17 protein-coding genes and 1 pseudogene are annotated in these 18729 nt (G+C 44.8%); 8 read left to right on the forward strand and 10 right to left on the reverse strand.

Features of this window, described 5'->3' with window-relative positions; all coding sequences use genetic code 11:
- Positions 1-64: 64 nt before the first annotated feature.
- From AC0YOA_RS12985 to AC0YOA_RS13010, 6 genes are all read right to left on the reverse strand, one after another.
- Positions 65-940, reverse strand: coding sequence for a carbohydrate ABC transporter permease (locus tag AC0YOA_RS12985; RefSeq protein WP_475786924.1), 876 nt, complete (start codon positions 938-940; stop codon positions 65-67).
- A 22-nt stretch (positions 941-962) separates the two neighbouring features.
- A complete protein-coding gene (locus AC0YOA_RS12990) occupies positions 963-1895 on the reverse strand; it encodes an ABC transporter permease (RefSeq protein ID WP_475786925.1) in 933 nt (310 codons plus the stop codon).
- Between the two features lie 228 nt (positions 1896-2123).
- Positions 2124-4382: a helix-turn-helix domain-containing protein gene (locus AC0YOA_RS12995; RefSeq protein ID WP_475786926.1), complete on the reverse strand. Its 2259-nt coding sequence runs from the start codon at positions 4380-4382 to the stop codon at positions 2124-2126.
- A gap of 228 nt (positions 4383-4610) precedes the next feature.
- Positions 4611-4784: a hypothetical protein gene (locus AC0YOA_RS13000; RefSeq protein WP_475786927.1), complete on the reverse strand. Its 174-nt coding sequence runs from the start codon at positions 4782-4784 to the stop codon at positions 4611-4613.
- A 1-nt stretch (position 4785) separates the two neighbouring features.
- A complete protein-coding gene (locus AC0YOA_RS13005; RefSeq protein WP_475786928.1) occupies positions 4786-5175 on the reverse strand; it encodes a YhjD family protein in 390 nt (129 codons plus the stop codon).
- Positions 5172-5627, reverse strand: a complete 456-nt coding sequence (locus tag AC0YOA_RS13010) for a MarR family transcriptional regulator (protein ID WP_475786929.1) — start codon at positions 5625-5627, stop codon at positions 5172-5174. The genes AC0YOA_RS13005 and AC0YOA_RS13010 overlap by 4 nt, the downstream gene beginning before the upstream one ends.
- Positions 5628-5742: 115 nt before the next feature.
- Between AC0YOA_RS13010 and AC0YOA_RS13015 the strand changes: the two genes are divergently transcribed.
- Positions 5743-7008, forward strand: coding sequence for an FAD-dependent oxidoreductase (locus AC0YOA_RS13015; RefSeq protein WP_475786930.1), 1266 nt, complete (start codon positions 5743-5745; stop codon positions 7006-7008).
- A 438-nt stretch (positions 7009-7446) separates the two neighbouring features.
- Here the strand turns inward: AC0YOA_RS13015 and AC0YOA_RS13020 are convergent, their stop codons facing one another.
- Complete coding sequence (locus AC0YOA_RS13020) at positions 7447-7902, reverse strand: DinB family protein (protein WP_475786931.1); 456 nt, start codon at positions 7900-7902, stop codon at positions 7447-7449.
- 318 nt (positions 7903-8220) lie between these two features.
- Here AC0YOA_RS13020 and AC0YOA_RS13025 point away from each other — a divergent pair, with 318 nt between their 5' ends.
- The 3 genes and pseudogenes from AC0YOA_RS13025 to AC0YOA_RS13035 all read left to right on the forward strand — a co-directional run.
- Positions 8221-8937 carry an ABC transporter ATP-binding protein gene (locus AC0YOA_RS13025; RefSeq protein WP_475786932.1) on the forward strand — a complete coding sequence of 239 codons (717 nt, stop codon included), beginning with the start codon at positions 8221-8223 and terminating at the stop codon, positions 8935-8937.
- A gap of 67 nt (positions 8938-9004) precedes the next feature.
- Complete coding sequence (locus tag AC0YOA_RS13030; RefSeq protein WP_475786933.1) at positions 9005-10525, forward strand: ABC transporter permease family protein; 1521 nt, start codon at positions 9005-9007, stop codon at positions 10523-10525.
- 122 nt (positions 10526-10647) lie between these two features.
- Positions 10648-10806 (forward strand): annotated as a pseudogene (locus AC0YOA_RS13035) (transposase domain-containing protein); the annotation flags it as partial.
- A 53-nt stretch (positions 10807-10859) separates the two neighbouring features.
- On the opposite strand, the gene AC0YOA_RS13040 reads toward AC0YOA_RS13035, so the two are convergent.
- From AC0YOA_RS13040 to AC0YOA_RS13050, 3 genes are all read right to left on the reverse strand, one after another.
- Positions 10860-11777: a lysostaphin resistance A-like protein gene (locus AC0YOA_RS13040; RefSeq protein ID WP_475786934.1), complete on the reverse strand. Its 918-nt coding sequence runs from the start codon at positions 11775-11777 to the stop codon at positions 10860-10862.
- An 89-nt stretch (positions 11778-11866) separates the two neighbouring features.
- Entirely contained in the window at positions 11867-12649 is a 783-nt protein-coding gene (locus AC0YOA_RS13045) for a MerR family transcriptional regulator (protein ID WP_475786935.1), read from the reverse strand.
- A 486-nt stretch (positions 12650-13135) separates the two neighbouring features.
- Positions 13136-13972, reverse strand: a complete 837-nt coding sequence (locus tag AC0YOA_RS13050; protein ID WP_475786936.1) for an alpha/beta fold hydrolase — start codon at positions 13970-13972, stop codon at positions 13136-13138.
- 401 nt (positions 13973-14373) lie between these two features.
- Between AC0YOA_RS13050 and AC0YOA_RS13055 the strand changes: the two genes are divergently transcribed.
- From AC0YOA_RS13055 to AC0YOA_RS13070, 4 genes are all read left to right on the forward strand, one after another.
- On the forward strand, positions 14374-15204 hold the full coding sequence (locus AC0YOA_RS13055) for a hypothetical protein (RefSeq protein WP_475786937.1): 831 nt from the start codon (positions 14374-14376) through the stop codon (positions 15202-15204).
- A 702-nt stretch (positions 15205-15906) separates the two neighbouring features.
- On the forward strand, positions 15907-16482 hold the full coding sequence (locus AC0YOA_RS13060; protein ID WP_475786938.1) for a TetR/AcrR family transcriptional regulator: 576 nt from the start codon (positions 15907-15909) through the stop codon (positions 16480-16482).
- Positions 16483-16625: 143 nt separating this feature from the next.
- Complete coding sequence (locus AC0YOA_RS13065; RefSeq protein ID WP_475786939.1) at positions 16626-17387, forward strand: SDR family oxidoreductase; 762 nt, start codon at positions 16626-16628, stop codon at positions 17385-17387.
- Positions 17388-17567: 180 nt separating this feature from the next.
- A complete protein-coding gene (locus AC0YOA_RS13070; protein ID WP_475786940.1) occupies positions 17568-18647 on the forward strand; it encodes an NADH:flavin oxidoreductase in 1080 nt (359 codons plus the stop codon).
- Positions 18648-18729: the final 82 nt, after the last annotated feature.

Consider the following 18729-nt stretch of genomic DNA (forward strand, 5'->3'; position numbering starts at 1 on the left):
GTTTGTGCCTCCGTTCGGGCATCCCCGTTTTACATGTGTGATCACCTCCTTTGAACAGTCGGTCTTATCCTTTAATCGCGCCGAGCATAATGCCTTTGATGAAATATTTTTGAATAAACGGATAGACGATCAGCATCGGGGCAACCATGATCAAAACGGCGGCCGCTTTGATCGAGTCCGGCGTCATCGCCTTCATATCTTCCGGCTGCAGCATGTTCAACTCCTGCATCAACGATTGACTGCGAACCATTTGCTGCACCATGACCGTCAAATTCAATTTCAAGGTGTCGTTAATATAAATCAGGACGCTCATGAACGCATTCCAATAGCTAACTCCATAAAATAGAGTCAATGCAGCCAATACTGGAACTGATAACGGCAGGATCACTTTTAAGAGCAGCCACATTTCGTTGCAGCCGTCGATCCGGGCGGCCTCTTCCATCTCGACCGGGATGCTTTCAAAAAAGCTTTTCATCACCAGCATATTAAACCCGCTGATCAGGCCGGAAGCCCAGATCGCGCCGTAAGAATTGACCAGCCCCAGGCTTTTAATGACGAGAAAGGTGGGCACCAGGCCGCCTGTAAAAATCATCGTAAAGACAATCGCCAGTGTGAAGAACCGCCGGTAATAGAAATTCGGCCGGGACAGCGGATAAGCAGCCATAATGGTAAATACCATGCTTAACAGGACGCCTATAACCGTAATGGTCACACTGTTCAGAAAAGCTTTTACAATGCTGGTTCCGTCAATCAAGGTGGCATAGCCCGCAGTCGTCCAATCGATGGGCCAAAAGATGACATAACCTGACGCTATAGCCGTGGCGTCGCTGAAGGATAATGCGAACAAATGTAAAAACGGAAGGATGCAGCTTAATCCGGCGAGACCCAGCAGCGTATAATTAACGGCATAAAACCATTTTTCGCCTGCGCTTTCTCTCAATGTCTCTCACCTCCGATTGAATTTACCATAGTCCCCTGCCGAATTTTCTGGCTATTTGATTTGCCGTTAACACCATAATTAAGCTGATGACCGCTTCAAATAGTCCAATGGCCGTGGTCAGACTGAACTGCATGCCGAGTAGACCAATCTTATAAACATACGTGCTGATCACCTCTGAAATATTGGAGACGACTGAATTTTGCAGCACGAATATTTGGTCAAAACCGACCTCCATGATCTGTCCCATGGAAAGAATAAACATAAGCACAATCGTCGGGCCGATTCCCGGCAGCGTAATATGCCATATTTTTCTCAGTTTGCCCGCTCCATCCAGACTGGCCGATTCGTATAAGCTAGGATCGATCGTTGTAAGCGCCGCCATATAAATGATCGCCGTCCACCCTGCCGTTTTCCATATGCCGGAACCGACAAATATCGCGATCCACGGATATTCCTTGTAAAGAAACGGATAGGCGCTTCCGGTCCAATGATTGATCCAATAATTCACAATGCCGGATTCCTGCGAAAAAATGCTTAAGATCATCCCTCCAATCACGACCCATGAAATAAAATGCGGCAAAAATACCAGGGTTTGCACCGATTTCCGGAACCAAAGCATGCGGGCTTCACTTAATAAAATCGCCAGTACAATGGGAAACGGAAAGCCGACGAATACACTTAAAACGCTCAGTATCAAGGTGTTGCGAATAATATCCAATGTTTGGACCGAGCTGAACAAGGTTTTAAAGTTGCTTAAGCCCACCCAAGGGCTCCCGAATATCCCGTCCACAAAGTTGTACTCCTTAAACGCGATGATCAATCCGACCATAGGCGTATATTTGAAAATAATGAAGTACAACGCAGGTGGTAGGAACAGAAGAAGCAGCGCCAGGTTTTGCCTCAATTTTTTGCGTCCCTGCATCCATGCGGATCTGGATTGCGTTTGAGTTGGCATATTCGGCCTCCTTTCCCTTCAATTGTTACTCTCAGAGTAAATCCGGACGCTGTTCGGGTCAATATACATGATTCTCAACGTATACTATTGGTACAAATCCATATAAAAAGCCGCCCATTTATGGGCAGCCCGCTGCGCGAACAGATCCTCTTTCCAATCGCTGTTGTCAGAAAGCTTGGAGCTTCTCCAAGTCGATTCTATTCGCTCTGCTCTTTATTCACCGGCCATTTAATTAACCGTAACCTTGCGGTAATCGCCCGGCGTAAGCCCAACAATTTTTTTAAATACGCGAATGAAGGAAAGCGAATGCGTATAGCCTACCCTCGCTGCGATCTCGTGGATGGATTGAGTCGTTTCGCTTAACATTCGTTTCGCATTCTCCATGCGAATGGACACCAAATAATCGACGAATTTCACCCCAAATTCATCCTTGAACAATTTGCTGAGATACTTCGGACCGATTCCGAACTCATCGCTCAAGCTATTCAGCGAAATGTCCTGATTGGCAAAATGCCGCTCGATATACATCTTCACTTCCTGCATCTGGGAATGATTATGCTTCACCTCGCGCAGCACATTCATCCGCTCCCTAGCCTCCGCCAGGATGTCAAAAAACTCGTCCTCTACCTCATCAACCGTATCAAAGCGGTCGATCAGCTTATTCAGCTGCGGCAATGCCGTATGCTTCCATATATCTTGAAATTCAGCAGGCAGCTCCATCAGATCCTTGTACAAATAATAAATTAAATAGTTCAGTTGGGAGAGGATTTCGTCTCTTGAAAAAAAACCTTTCCTGAGCTCATCCATGAACTGCCGGAATTGAACCTCCCATTCCTGCTCACCCAGGCGGAGATGCTGCGACATGGAACGAATGAAATGCAAATGACGAAAGCTTTCCCCGTACTCCTTCGCCACAATTTCCCAATACCCGATAATCCGGTTGCTGCCGAGAGCTGTCTTGTATTTGATGCTGTCCAGCGATTCCTGATACGAATGCGGAATCATCGATATTTGATTAGTCGAGCTGCCAATCCCGATCGTTACTGTGAATTTCAGATTTTGCCCGACCCATGACCGCATTTGCTCGCAGATGTCAAAAACGATTTCCTGTGTGTTCACATTTTTCTCGGTAATTTGAAACAGCACACTGAGCTGATGCTTTTCCAGCCACTCGGACCAAATATTGACCGAGTGATCCTGGGCTATTTCCATGACGACATTGACGAGTATAAATTTCAACAAAGAATGGTCTTTGTTCGAATACTTGTTTTTGAAAGCAAAATATTGATCAATCTCGATGACAACGACATTCAATTGCTCGAATTCATTGTTGAGTCCCAAGGTTCCCACTTCAAAGTCCCATTCGGCCACATTTATTTTTTGATGCTCGCTCATCAATTTGCGAAAAAAATGCGTTTTCCGATAAATTAGATTTTCTTCATGCCGCTTTAAAAAGCTGGTGGACTGTTTGACGAGATCGTCAAACACCACTCCAATAAATCGGACATCGTTATTATCCGCCTTCGCCACGGCCCCGACACTTCCAGGCGCCGAATACGAGCGGGCACGCGCCAGAATCGTTTCAATCGGCTTGTAGTTCCAACGAATGACATAAAAAATCAACAAACCTCCAAGCAGCGCAATAAACAGGCCACCGGCAATCCAGAAATACGATATCACCGATGATGCTACCCCGTACGCATTGTCACCCTTCAGTCCGCTGTGATAGGTCCAGTGGGTATAGTTCGATTTGGACCGCTGCAGCTCCGTTCCCGTCGTTTGCTCATGGAGGCCGCCCTGCTCGTCCGGATTGCCCCACAGCAACCTGCCGGTTTGATCGAAAATATCGATAAACGTGACCTTTGATGTCGACATATTATCAATGTTGTTTTTAATCGAATCCGTCTTTACGTTGACGACCAGATAGCCCTGCTCCCCCGAAAGGAGCTTTCTTACCAAGGAAACGACCCGCACGGACTCCGGCTTGTTTTGAAACTCACGGTAGCTCCTGATGCCAGACCATAAATACTGCTGGGGATCGCCCTTGAGTTGAAGAAGAAAGTCCCGGTCGGTAAAATGGTCGATCGATATCAATTGGTTGGTCGTTAAGATGGTCCGGTCCGTTTGACGGTAAAAATAGACAGAGTCGATTAACGGGTTGACCAGCATAAGTTCGCGCAAATCGCCAGATAACTCGTAATCGATGAGCGGAGAATTTTCAAGGGCGGAACCACTTGCAAAATTTTGCAAATTCATATTCATCAAAATTTCTTTGACCATCTGCTGATCGATATTTTCCAGTGCGTAATCGATCGATTGAATAGCGTGCTGGAGATAGACGTTGTCCGCTTTCGTAACATCGCCCTTAATAATTTGACTGGTAGACAAAAAAATAAAAAAGATAAGCGTCGACGACATAATCATAAAAATGGGAATATAAGTAAATAATTGCCGATAAAACCAATTGTTTCGAATCGTTGCAATCATAGTAGAAACTCCCCCCTATCGATTATTCATTGAGTGCGCTTTCATCCTACAATTCGCGATATCATTGCGTTATACCTGCTGATTTTTCTTCCAATTCCCTAATTTTCCAGATCAGCTGGAGGCTTTGTTTTACAATGGGTTAATGGATATGATCTTGTCTCCAGACAACAAAAAAGCCACGATCTACGTGACTTTTAATGTGCCAATATTCTTGTCGTCCAACATCATTCACTCAATTACAGATACGTTTGTTCGTATTGTTTCGGAATGTTGGTCTGCATTGAGATGGAATACATCCACGCCTGCGTCACGGTAAGCTTCGCACAGACGGATCGCGTGATCGATGTTATTGCCGCCGTCCGTGTAGCTGGTATCCGGAGCCAGCGTCGCTGTTGCGGCCAACTCACACTTTTGCCTTCAGCCGCGCTATAAACTCCGTCGTATACTTCGTTAATCGAACTCCCATCTCCGATCGCATGACATCACGTGTCATTCCGAATCGTTCTTCGTAACCCCGATAAAAACACTTATGATAAATGACCATGTCCTCTTGTTCCTCAGGGATGACGCGAATATTCCGTTTCTTCAACTCGCTTCGTAATCGGTAATAGTCTTCGGCTACCGTAGTTAAGACTTTCTGCCCAGCGGCCAGGTAGAGTCGTTTCAAAACATTAGATGAATTCTCGATATCGGATATGCTTTTCTGAATCATCTTATCCATATGCGGCAATAAGATATAATCTCGGATCATGATGCGTTCCTGAAGGCGGAGGAGCTTTTTTCTGGAGATCATTTAATCATTTTTTCTGTAAAATCCTTTAACAAGCAATTACATTGTCTTATAAAATCGAGTACCTTTTGAAGTTCGTTATCATTATAGCTCGATAACAGTTGATTCAGTTGTTGACCGAATGAATGAAAGAGAGGCAAAATATCCTTTTCCGCCTTTTCCCTATCGACAGAGATCAAAACCGACCGTTTGTCTTTCGGATCTTTGACTCGGAAAACATATCCCACTTTCTCCAGCCTGTCTAATACACCCGTGATCGCACCCGTTGTTAACCCGGTTAAATCGGAAAGACGACCGGCAGTAATGGGTTGATTGTTCAATATGACGTCTAAACATTTGTGATCCGTCGCATTTAATCCCAGTTTTGTACCGATTGCTTGGTGAAACATGATCGTCACCGTACTGTTATTTCGTAATTCTTCCGCAAGGGTGTCTATGATTTGATTTCTTGACATTTAGGTCATCCTCCGTTTAATATTATCTTATCTCATGAGATAAATTAATTAAGGTCAACTCTCATTTTACCAATTAATCGATTGACAATCAAACTTAAAAGGGGATAGCTGTAATATGTCCGAAATTTCAGTTGCCATAGCCGGTGCTGGGTTAAGTGGCTTGTGCCTGGCACATTCGTTGCTTCGCGCTGGGTTCGATGTGCAAATTTATGAACGCGATCCTGCGCCGTATATCCGTCGCCAAGGTTATCGAATCAGTGTTGACGAGCACGGTATCGCAGCTCTTCAGCGATGCCTGCCGCCTCAATTATTTAAGTTGTTTCTTGCCACTGCTTCTCCTACGGACAAAGAGAGCTACTTCCGCGTAACTAACCAGGAGCTTGGCGAGGTATTCAGACTCACTTTTAAAGGCGATCCGAGTGGTGCTGACTTGCGAACGCCACGGCAGGTGGATCGCCAAACACTCCGCACCATTATGCTCGAGGGACTTCAGGATAGGGTGCATTACGGCAAGGAGGCGCTGCGTGCTGAGACAACATCGAATGGAGCAACACTTTACTTCTCGGATGGAAGTTGTATCCGTGCTTCACTCGTAGTTGGTGCGGATGGTGTTAACTCGGCCCTTCGGAAGCAGCTTTTGCCCGACTGTGAGCCGGATGATACCAGCAGCTGGGGGATTTATGGCCGCTCGCTCCTTTTTCATAAAGGCCGCTCGCTCATTCCTCGTCCTCTTGAAACCAGCGGAGTATTCGCTATGGGTCCAGCCGGCCGTGGATTCTTCTTTACCGCAATGCGCTTCGGTGAGGCACCGCAGAAGGCTTTTGCACGTCTTGGCGTGAACCAAGCACCGCCAATCAATGATGATTACGTGATGTGGGGAATTCTGCTGCCGAAAGAGCAGTTTCCGGAACATCAAGAGAAACTTGACGCCATGGCGCTGCAACGCCTTGCACAAGAGGCCGTACGCGACTTTCATCCGGTTGTCCAACGTTGTGTAGAGCAGGCTGATGTCGACTATACCATACCGGTAAGATTTAGAGTGGCCAAAAAACCGGATATGTGGCCAGTCTCCCGAGTTGTATTTATGGGAGATGCGGTCCACGTCATGCCCCCTACCGGAGCTCATGGAGGTAACACAGCATTGCGTGATGCGGCACTTCTCGCGGATAAACTGGAAGCCATGGCGATACAAGGCGAAACGCTTGAGAGGGCAATCCTTTCCTATCAAGAGGGTATGAGCAAGTATGCCTTTCGTGAGGTTGAAGCATCAAAAAAGATGATGAAACGATTCTCAATCAAGAACCCGCTCATGAGTTGGGTCATGTTACGCACGATACCATGGATGCGTTCAATTACAAATAAATCGCTAACAATTGAATGACTTATACAAGATGCGCAAAGTCGGCCCCCACCCGGAAGCACCCGAAGCGAGAGCCGCAGTTGCTCGAACCGGCTGCCGCCGCGCCAGTCCACAACTTTATTTTCCTAGTCTAATACTTTATTATCTCGTTTTATATTATAACGCTTTGTTAATCATGGGGTCAGTCTAATAGAACTTCCAGTCTAAAACTTTATTTTCTTCGTACAGCTTATTGGACCAAAGACAAAAAAAGGATGCAGCCCATAGGCAACATCCTTTTTTGTCTTTTGCCTTTTAACAAGGATATCGTTCATCACTACTTTACACTTTACTGCCATGAGAAAATAAAAGATTAAATTGACCTTAAAAAAGTCCTAGACTTTTGCTGTTTTATTGAACTATCGTACCCGTCAGGTCAATGCCAATCCCATTCCGAGTGATGGTGATTATTAAGCCCTGTTAGAGCCTCGCGAACGTGATGTAATCGACTTGGACAGGCTCTGCCGATTCGATCCGAAGTGCCCGGTTGATCTGTCCCCGGTGATATTGCCCATGTAAGAGGACCTGCGACAGGATGTCCCGGACGGACGTTCGGAACGGAACCCCGCTCTGGTTCGCATAGTCGACCATCTCGTCCAACTCGGATTCCTCGAGCCCTTCGATATAGACGCGATATTGCTCGACGTTTTCTTCGAACATCGTCCGGATAGGCATCAGGTCTTCCGCTTCCTCCCACAACGAATATTGCGCGCTGCCCTTGCCCTGCAATCGGGATAGCCAGACTCGTTCCGCGACCGCGACGTGCCGAACCAGCCTCAGAAGGTCCTTGTTGTTCGTCTCACTCTCCTCGAGCGCGTCCAATATGCGTCCGTCCGCCCAGTACAGGTGGTCCATTATGCGCTTGATTGTCTTCATTTCGGTTTCCCCCTCTTCGTCTCATCCATTACTTGAACCTACTGTTATCCGTTAGTTTAATCAACTGAATGAACGAAAACAACCTTTTTTGGGTGAGTTCCTTGTTGCTGTAACACTTCCAAGGAGAAACGTGCATTTTCAAAGCTATTAGTTGCTTTATCTTCTTTAAGTAATGATTCTGTTATCTTTAGCAAGTTTCGCAATTAACATGACAGCCATATTGGAGCACCCAAAGGAATACAGTGCGACCATCTGACCATAAACAGCGTATTAAGAGAATATTTGCCACATTTTTATTAATGAAATGGAGGAGAACACTTGCAGCTGAGCCTTAACAACATCATTAAGAAATTTGATGATAAAAAGGTGCTTCAAAGCGCCGAATACACCTTTCAGAAAGGCAAGATCTATGGATTGCTTGGACGTAACGGAGCAGGAAAAACGACGTTGTTTAATTGCTTGAGCGGTGAAACAAAGATGGACGACGGAGAAGTTCTGATTGAGGAAAACGGGGCCGTTAGAGAACTACTCGAAGAAGATGTCGGGTTTGTCTACTCGCTACCTATCTTGCCTGAGTTCCTGACCGGCTATGAATTTGTAAAATTTCACATGGATATTAATCGCGACAAAATTGTGTCTAGCCAAAGCATTGATAACTATTTTGATATGATGAGCATGTCGGAGGAAGACCGACACCGGCTAATCAAAAACTATTCCCATGGGATGAAAAACAAGATTCAGATGCTGCTGTTTCTAATTACGAAACCGCCGATCATTTTGCTTGACGAGCCGCTCACGTCCTTCGACGTCATAGTGGCGCATGAGATGAAGAATCTGCTGCGTGAAATGAAGCATGATCATATCCTTATTTTTTCCACCCATATTTTACAGCTGGCTGCCGACTTGTGCGATGAGCTTGTCGTGCTGAACAACGGGCATCTGTCCGGCGTGCCTTCCGAGCTGCTGCACAGTCCGGAATTTGAACAGAGCATTATCCACTTGCTAAAGGATGAAGACCAGCATGAGAACTCTTAGTATCGTACTTAAAGTCCGTATGTTCTCCACTGCCAACCGCTTCATCTATTTTGCCCAGAGGCTGCCGTTGATTGGAAAGCGAATAAAAGACACTACCTATGCCAAACGTGGTGGCAAAAGAGTCATTTCCCTCATAGCGCTGATACTGAATGTGCTGTGGGGACTGGTTTCCAAGCTGGCTTACACGGGACTGCTCGTTTACTTTCCAACCGTTGCATTAAGTGATGGGACGAACCAGGAAGAACAACTTCAGCTCTTTTTGCATCTATTTCTGTTGCTTAGCTTTGTGGTGGGGGGTGTTACCGTTGGTACCATATTGGAACCGAAACGGGAAAAGTACATTGCTGTAAAACTGATGAGGCTGCAGCCGACCAGATATATGCGCGCTTCTCTCAGCTACCGCTACTCCACTTATTTGGTCTATTACATCCCTGCCCTGCTGATCTTCACTTCATGGCTGGGAGCCACCTTCTTTCAAGCGCTGTCAATTGCAGTTTCGGTCACGCTGTGGCGAATATTTTGCGAATATCTGCATCTGAAATGGTTTGAGAAAACCGGTATAGTTCTAATCAAGCAGAACTTGATTGTCTGGTTGACGATTGGACTCGGCTACTCGGTCGCCTATGCTCCGCTTTTTCTGAATTGGATCCCCGCAAGCGGGACGCTGTTGCTTCGTTTGCCCATTGTACTCGTCATTGCAGTATTGGGCATTTATGCAGCCATACAGCTGTATCGATATCCTGATTACCGAACAGTGGTCGACGCAGCTACGAAACGGGATGATCCGCTGCTTGATCTCGGACGCATGGTGTCAGAAGCCAAGCAAACCTCTGTTCGGTCCAAAGCCAGCGACTCTGCATTAACAGCGCAACAAACCGGCAAGTTTAAAAACAAGGAAGGCTATTCTTATTTGAATGCACTTTTTTTCGCAAGACATCGCAGTCTGATCATACAACCAGTGTACAAAAGATTGATGATCATCGGTGTTGTAGGCGCTGTTGGCTTGGTTCTTGCCATTACGGAGAGCCAATGGATCTCTTTTGTGACTTCAAATCCGGAGGGAACCCTACCCTTTTTGGCATTGACTCTGAGCTTTCTGTCTATAGGAGAAACAACGTGCCGCGCCATCTTCTACAACTGCGATCTCAGCCTGCTGCGCTACAGCTTTTATCGAAACGCAGCGAGTAGCCACTTTCGCATCCGGCTATACCGAATCACAGGACTTAATCTGACGATCGCCGCTGCGTTCGGAACAGCGTTCACGATAATCGTCCTGGCTGCAGGCGGGGCTCCTGTCCGTGAGCTGCTTCTGATGTGGGTATGCGTGCCGACACTATCTGTCTTTTTCTCAGTTCATCACCTGTTAATGTACTATATTTTCCAGCCTTATTCTACCGAATTGAATGTGAAAAACCCGTTCTTCTATTTTGTAAACATCGCTGTGTCATCCGCCTGCGGACTCTGTATTATCGTAAAAGCGCCAGGCTTTATTTTCACGTTAATCTTATTGATTCTAACCCTTGTTTACTTGGTTGCTGCGCTGATTCTTGTTCACAAATTTGGCGAACGCACATTTAGAGTAAAATGAGTTGATACAGCCGGAACAAAGGGCTGCTGCGTGGCAGCCCTTTCGGTATTGAACTATAATAATTATCGTACCCGGTAGCTTAATAGTTTCCTCTGGAATTGGCTGTTCGCAATACACCGTAAGGTGCACAGCCGAGTGCGACGATCTATAGTATCATTGAGACGGCCAAGGAAAATGGGTTGGACCTGTTACGCTATCTGTGCTACTTGTTCGAGCAGCTCCCGGATGTCCATGATCCGTTCCGCTGGAGCCGTTTATGCCGTGTTCGGATTCGCTACTGATCTCTTGTCGTATGTTTAGGTCCTAGCTCCAGGTTAGTTGCCCGCATCTGATCTCAAGGTGTGGAGTATTTGATATTCAACAATTCATAAAGCAGGTAGGGAGAAGCATTTATTAAGCCATGTATAATTATTAGACTCCACACGTTACGATATCGAGCCCAAAGATAGCCGAGGAATAAACCGGTTACACCTTGGTTAGCTATCACTGTCGCGATATCAACATTCAATCGTCCAGTGCTCTGTATCGCAATATGCCAGCTAGCCCAAAGGATGGAAGTAAGAAGAATAGCTGGCCATGTGCCAAGCAACATTTCCAAACGGGTTTGTAACCAAACTCTGTAAAAAATTTCTTCCAGTAAACTATTGATGAGAAAACCGAATAGTAAAGTAACAATCATTGTAGCTGGATCTGTGATATTACTTGGAAAATTCGTTGAAGCAAATACAGAAAAATAGTTCAGATAGACCCAAACACTCATGATAATGAGTGGACCAAGCCAATTCCATCGTGTAAATAAATGAGATGGCGCAGGTGTAGAACCTTTTGTTTGGTGAGATGGAATGATACGCAATAGCATCCAGGGAATGAATAGTAAAAAACCAAGTTTGAGTCCAATAAACCACAGTTGAAATTCAAGTCCTTTATTCATAACAAGAAGAAGAGTAGTTGTGAAGAAGACTGCTCCCAGAATAAAGACCCATGATTGGATAATAATGAGTCGCTGAGACAGACCAAAAAGTGGATTAAAGCCAACCAGACGAAAAGGAATGAGACGAATGAGTAATATACTAACCAGAGCAGGCGCCCATTTGTTCCAAATCGGGATTGTACCATTGTGATCGGCTGTATATCGAATATCGGAGTGTCCACTCCACAGCAGCCAAGATGCAGCAGTAATGATGATAATGAAACTAGTGATTCCTATGATCCGGCTCCATTTCGGATGAGGTGCAAATTGATGGGAATCCATTCATTCACGCTCCTGTGGTTGAAAAAATACAAAGACGAGCTGAGCGTTCCTCAAAATGTCAGGTCTTATCCTATCTCGCGCCTATCTTTTTAAAGTTCATTCATTGCCGCCCCCTCTTTTAAATACTTCTCTATTAAGGAGTCGATATACCGAATTAGCTTTTCATCCAATCCCCAAATTGGCGGTTTCTGCATGTTCGTCGAATCGATAAACGCAAAATATTTTTCCTGAAGTTCGATATCCCCCTTGAACCAGCCGGCTATGCAGTCTCTCCACCTTTCAACGATCTCCCGCTCAGCAGACTCATCGAAAGCAGAACTCATAATGGCTCGGGTTTTCTTTAGGAGCATAAGAGCCTGCTCAATCCGGGAGTCTTCACTTCCGAGCAAAGGCAGCTGCTTAAGAACTTCCATTTCCCCCTCATTGAAGTATTCAGATGGGAACGACGCCGGTATCTCTCCGTCCTGAAAATCCTGGCTTTCCATTCTTTCGATCAATTGAAGTACATGCTCTTCATTTCGCTTGCCCGACAGCCCGATCGTATGAAGCACACTCCTCAAAATAAATTGTTTTCTTCTTAAGTTCTCGATTTTCAATGCGGCATAGTTGATTTGCTCCTGTAACAGCGGGATCCATGGATCTTCCTGTGCTATATTCGACGGTACTTTCGTGTCAAAGAAATCTTTTATTTGCTCTAGAGAATAATCCATGGACTTTAAGGAAAGAATCGTTTGCAGTTTTAATAATGCTTTATCATCGTAATAACGGTAGCCATTCTCTTTGGAGACGGTCGGCTTCAGTAAATCGATTTGGTCATAATAATGCAGCGTTCTTCGACTGACTTTTACTTTGTTAAGAATATCCCCAATCAAGTAGATAGAGCCTCATCTCCTATTTGCCAAAAATACATTCACCGCTTCGGCGGTCATAAAGTCCGGGCTGTATAAGCGACGCAATACTTACACTATCAAGCCAGATTAATCCGATTATGACAACCCACATCACTCCTCCACTCATTCATAAGATTTACCAACATTAAATCATTCACGTTAACGTTTAAGTCAAGTGGTAATTTTGGAGCGTTTTCGCAGCGTCTCGGCAGCTTGTCACGTCCGTAAGAAGTCGTTTTCGGCAGCGATGTCCAAAAACCGTCGCAGATGAGTAAGAAATGAGTGTCAACGTTATTTCTCCCTTCTCCTAGTTACTCTTCTTTGCCCTAAATACGATGGCAAAATAAAAACCGCCAGAGGGGACTGGCGGTTTTGTGCTACAGTATCAAGATTCCTCGTTCATCTTTGTCAATCTTGTCGGTCAGTTCTGCAGTAGCTATTCTTCCTGCGCAAGTTTCTGATAATAATTTAGTTTTTAAGGAAGTTAATTAAAGCGGTATTGAATTGTTCAGGGTGAGTCGCGTTCAAACCATGCGGTCCACCTTCAATTACGACGAGTTGACTGTCTGCAACAGCTTCGTGGGAAAGTTGACCGCTTACCTCAAGCGGCACAATCGCATCGGAATCGCCATGGATAACCAGCAATGGGATATCAAATTTCGCCAAATCGCCACGAAAATCCGTCCGGCCGAAGGCATCAATGCAATCCAGCGTCCCCTTTGGCGAAGCGTAAGAAGCAATATCAAGGTTGTAAACACGGAAGGACTCGCTGACAAGGTCGGTTCTATCCCCGGCTTTAAAGAAATTTTGAGTGAAGCCGTCAAGGAAGGCGATGCGGTCTTTTTTCAAACCTTCTTGGAAGCCCTGAATGGTGGCTTCATCCAGACCGCCTTCCGGATGCTCGGCGGATTTGTAGAAGAACGGCGGAACCGCAGCAGCCAACACGGCTTTTTTGACACGGCTTGTACCGTATGTGCCAATGTAACGGGCAACCTCTCCGCCGCCCATCGAAAATCCGACCAGTGTCACGTCCTTAAGGTCCAGATGTTCGATCACCTTATGGAGATCCGTCGCAAACGTATCATAGTCGTAACCGTTCCACGGTTGGGAGGATTGTCCGAATCCGCGGCGGTCATATGTAATCACGCGGTAACCCGCATCAATGAGCGCTGGAACTTGACTCTCCCACGAGCGCCCGCTCAGCGGCCAGCCATGGATCAAAACTACAGGTTTGCCTGCGCCAAGATCCTCAAAATACAATTCAATGGGTTGACCGTTTTCTGTTCCGACTGTTAATTTAGCCATGTTTCATACTTCCTTTCGAATTGGTTTTGGTTAGGCTGTCGCAAGTCACATTAGGCATATTCCACAAGCTGTTGAAACCCAATTGTGACGTATTTTGTCAATGTCGTCCTGCAAATTGCGGCTCGAATCGACCAATCTCCCTTTTCAACTCCAAAATTCCAGTTTACTATAACACGTTACCGGATCATTTGTAAGCGTCAAATAGCCCACCTGTTCATCCGTCGCACATCTATTAATTCTCCTTCAAGCATTGCCACACGCACAATTTATTTCACCGGGATAGCGAAATAGGCGTATTTAAAATTGTTTTTTTATACTTGGATCATTTCATAATAAAATGCAACCCTCGATTTATTTATTGCGTTTAGAATGTATCTTAAAAAAATTAAGGGGGCCTCGGCATGAAGATCGTAAAAGCACTCCTTGCTATAATAATGTTTTCTGTCACATTTGCATGTGCAACTAATTCGAATAACGCTCCTGTTGCCGCAAATGGCTTAAACACAAGAGTAAAGCTGAATTACGATGTAGCAAGTGTAGAGGATGCCATGGAAGTCAAGGGAATAAAATTCTTATCCCAACCTTCCCAGCAAGATTGGGTCCTGGCAGGCGTGAAGCCCCATGGATATGCTGTTGTCAGCACGCGTGATCAAACCGATCCTGAGGAGGAAGCTTCGATTTATATTTTTGATTCCGAGCTGCACCGCGAAGAAGGAATAGCGGACTTCCACATACAGATTGAAACATATGACATGCTTCACCCACGAATTTATGAAAAACGCAATGTTCTGATTATATATTGGGGCTCAGGTGACATAAATAAGCCTGAAAAGCTGGAGGAGAAATTTACAAATGCCATGAACAGCCTTCGTATTATTACAGAGTTCAGAGGCGCCTCGTCGGGCGACAAAGAAGTTCCCTACACAATACTAGTTGGCGGGGGGCGTTACGGTGGAATCGCTTTTGAAAAAGGTACAGCAATTAACTCTATCGAAACACATATGAATGGAAAGGTGCATACCATTCAAATCCGTGGCTGGAGGCTTCCTTCAACGATTACTCTCGGGTATAAAGGTAACAATGTAGAGGTTAATTATATAGAAAGCTCTTCTTCACAAAAAGAAAATGTGTTGGTCAGTTTCCGTGATGACAGTTTGGATCCGACTCATATCAAAGTGTTTTTAAACGGGCGAAAAGAACGTGTTGTTGGTATTGAACAGGGGATCGAATAACGGTGTTTAGCCTCTCTCTCATCTCGCTTAACTCAATTCACAACTGTTGCGTACTCCTCCGCTAGCTGGGTGAGACCGCCGCTCGATCCCGCGGCAGCCTCATTAGCTCTTGTACCCGTTAAGCTCCATTTTTATAGCAAAGGGCTGCCGCTTGGCAGCCCTTTTGCATTGAACTATCGAACCCGTTAGTTGAATGCCGCTACCAAGACAAAACCACTCCTGGCATGGAGTGGTTTCTTAATAGAACTTCCCTTTTATTCAGCATACAAACTACTTTACAGATTCTGGTATTCCAATGAGTACATCCGCTGTGAAAAATCTCGTTTCATAGTATAGTGACGAGCAAGTACCGCTTGATTGTTTACCATATTCTTTAAAATTTTTTTATTTGCGTCTTGTCATCAGGGGAATATAAAGGCCGCTTCCCGTCAAGCCCTCCGGAGTTGAACTTTCGAACTTTCGTGTCCAGTTTGCTTAATGATGCCGCAGAAAATAACTACGAGATATTGGTCCTCCTGAATTGCTTTAATGTTGTCCATTGTTGGAATTCATTTACTTCGCGGTTCAATCCGTAACGTACCGATAAACCCCATTGCTGCGGGCTGCAGCTTAACTCAAAATTATTCTTTACTGATCGTTCCCGATATGATAATATGGGTTTGCGGACAGGAGCCAGGGCAGTAAAAGGGCGTGAGAATGATCATGGCGAGAAGCAAAGAGTATGAAATCAACGTGGTATTAGACAAGGCAATGGACTTATTCTGGCGGCAAGGCTACGAAAAAACCTCCATACAGGAGCTTGTCGACGGCATGGGTATTCACAGAAGAAGCTTGTATGATACGTTCGGAGACAAGCATCAGTTATTTATGGATGTCTTGGACCGATATAATTCGATTTCGAATTCAAATATTAAGAATCGCATTCATCGGTCAAATTCTGCCAAAGAGGCCATCAGGCAGTTGTTTGAAATGATAACCAGTTTTGAAGAGAATCAACCCAAGGGCTGTTTAATGGTAAATACGGCCGTTGAGCTGTCACTGTTCGATCCGGAAGTAGCAGCTAAAATTCATGAGCAATTTTTTGCTTCAGAGCAGTTGTTTCATGACTTGCTGGTGGGCGGTCAGCAAACGGGAGAAATTCCCGAACATTATGATGCTGTAAACCTTTCCCTCTATCTGCATAATGCTTGGGTGGGATTGCGTGTAATGATTAAAACGACAGAAGACAAAGAGAAGCTGGAAAGCATTATTAATACAACCTTAGCAGTCCTGGAATAAATTTTTTTTAACATAACTAGAATGATCGTTCTCGATACAAATCGAAAGCGGCATTAATTTAAGGTGTGATGCCAATCCTAATAATCATCAAGGCTAGGTCAAAGGGCTGTATTAAAATAAATCTTAAAGGAGAATTTAAAAAAATGACTACAAACGCAAACAATATGGACGGCAAGGTTGCTTTTATAACTGGAGGAAATCGTGGTATTGGATTGGAAACGGCACGTCAATTAGGTAAGCTTGGCGCCACTGTCGTTATTGGGTCACGCGATTTGGAGAAAGGGAAGGTTGCTGCGGATACACTCCGTTCAGAGGGAATCCAAGCGGAGAGTATCAAATTGGACGTCAAGCTCGCCGAAGACCTTCAAGCTGCCTACAATTTCTTTGAACAGCGGTACGGTAAGCTTGATATGTTGATTAATAATGCGGGGATACAGATAGAGATTGAAGATCTTGCGCCCATTAATGAAACAAGTACCGTTTCGCCGGCCGTTATGCGTGAAACCTTCGATGCCAATTTCTTCAGCATGGTTGAATTAACTCAGCTGCTGCTGCCGTTGATTCGCAAAGCGCCTGCCGGAAGAATTGTTAATGTATCCAGTGCGCTTGGATCGAATACCCTGCATTCCAATCCCGCTGCTCAAATTTACGATGTCAAGCTTCTTGCTTACGATGCCTCGAAGGCGGCAATGAATACCTTTACGACTCATCTTGCACACGAGCTTAAGGATACACCAATCAAAGTGAATTCTGCTTACCCGGGTTGGGTAAAGACTCCACTGGGCGGTAAATACGCGGATATGGATCTTGAAGATGGCGGTAAGACAAGCGTGATGCTTGCCACGTTGCCTTCGGACGGACCGACTGGCAAGTTCTATCATATGGACACAGAGCTGCCTTGGTAATAAGGTAGTTACTAGTAAAACGTGTTAATGCGGCGAGCGCTTTCCCAATATTACGGGAGAGCGCTCGCCTGATTAAAGCGAAAAAATGATGTTAACTTGAATGAAATAAGGTTTAAAAGCTCGCTGCTTTTTTTATCGCTTTATGATGCATAGGCTAAAAACCACAAGGGGTTGAGAATAATGTCAACAGTTAAATTTGTTGTTTCACCATACGCAATTAATAATGTTGAATTAAAAAATCGTGTCGTACTTTCTCCCATGACTCGCATGTCTGCCGAACTCGATGGGAGAGCATCTGCAAAGATGGTTCGCTATTATTCAAAGTTTGCCGAAAATGGGTTCGGTCTTATTATTACCGAAGGTGTATATACGGATGAATTACACAGTCAAGGATATTCAAATCAGCCTGGACTAGTAAACGAATCACATGTACATTCATGGAAATTAGTCACAGATGCTGTTCATGCAAAAGGCAGCAAAATAATTGCTCAGTTGATGCATGCTGGTGCTCTTTCTCAATTCGCAAATGAAACGGTTGCTCCTTCCGCAGTCAAGCCTATGGGTGAAAAACTTGCTTTATTCGGCGGTAGCGGAGAATTTATGGTGCCACGAGAATTATCAATTGATGAAATTCAATTAATCATCGAAGGCTTTTCAAACGCTGCTTTAAATGCTCAAAAGGCCGGTTTTGACGGCATTGAGATTCATGCAGCAAACGGATATCTGTTAGATCAGTTTCTAACAGATTACACCAACGAACGAAACGATGCATATGGCACTACTTCAGAAAATCGTGTCCGACTGATTAGGGAAGTTATTAAATCGATCAAGAAGAATGTCAGTGAAAATTTTATAGTCGGCGTTCGTATATCGCTTGCAAAAGTGAATGATTTTACGCACAAATGGTCAAATGGTGCAGAGGATGCCAGAGTAATTTTCGAGAACATAGGAGCAGAAAATCCCGATTATATTCATACTACAGATTATCAAGCACTCAACCCTGCGTTTAGTGAAAGTGAATTAACACTTTCTCAACTGGCAAAAAAATATGGAAAGACAACCGTAATAATTAATGGCAATCTTGATCAACCCGATGATGCTGAGAAGGCTCTTGCTCACGGAGACTTGATATCCCTTGGTAAAGCAGCTCTTGTAAACCATAATTGGATTGTTAAGGCTAATTCTGGAGAAGCTATTAACACCTTTACTGGTGAAATTTTTATTCCTGATGTCACCATTAAAGACCAAGAAATCAATTAATAAATCACGGCACCTTGGGTTATCTTACACCGGGTTGAAGCTCGGTCCATGTAAGAATGGAATAATGTTTGAAGGTGTTTTC

The sequence above is a fragment of the Paenibacillus sp. JT22N12 genome (genome assembly GCF_056269365.1).

Coding starts and splice junctions, on each gene's coding strand:
- AC0YOA_RS13055 (WP_475786937.1), top strand. CDS start 14,374: ATGAAGATCGTAAAAGCACTCCTTGCTATAATAATGTTTTCTGTCACA.
- AC0YOA_RS13010 (WP_475786929.1), bottom strand. CDS start 5,627: ATGTCAAGAAATCAAATCATAGACACCCTTGCGGAAGAATTACGAAAT.
- AC0YOA_RS12990 (WP_475786925.1), bottom strand. CDS start 1,895: ATGCCAACTCAAACGCAATCCAGATCCGCATGGATGCAGGGACGCAAA.
- AC0YOA_RS13065 (WP_475786939.1), top strand. CDS start 16,626: ATGACTACAAACGCAAACAATATGGACGGCAAGGTTGCTTTTATAACT.
- AC0YOA_RS13005 (WP_475786928.1), bottom strand. CDS start 5,175: ATGATCTCCAGAAAAAAGCTCCTCCGCCTTCAGGAACGCATCATGATC.
- AC0YOA_RS13050 (WP_475786936.1), bottom strand. CDS start 13,972: ATGGCTAAATTAACAGTCGGAACAGAAAACGGTCAACCCATTGAATTG.
- AC0YOA_RS13070 (WP_475786940.1), top strand. CDS start 17,568: ATGTCAACAGTTAAATTTGTTGTTTCACCATACGCAATTAATAATGTT.
- AC0YOA_RS13020 (WP_475786931.1), bottom strand. CDS start 7,902: ATGAAGACAATCAAGCGCATAATGGACCACCTGTACTGGGCGGACGGA.
- AC0YOA_RS12995 (WP_475786926.1), bottom strand. CDS start 4,382: ATGATTGCAACGATTCGAAACAATTGGTTTTATCGGCAATTATTTACT.
- AC0YOA_RS13015 (WP_475786930.1), top strand. CDS start 5,743: ATGTCCGAAATTTCAGTTGCCATAGCCGGTGCTGGGTTAAGTGGCTTG.
- AC0YOA_RS13040 (WP_475786934.1), bottom strand. CDS start 11,777: ATGGATTCCCATCAATTTGCACCTCATCCGAAATGGAGCCGGATCATA.
- AC0YOA_RS13060 (WP_475786938.1), top strand. CDS start 15,907: ATGGCGAGAAGCAAAGAGTATGAAATCAACGTGGTATTAGACAAGGCA.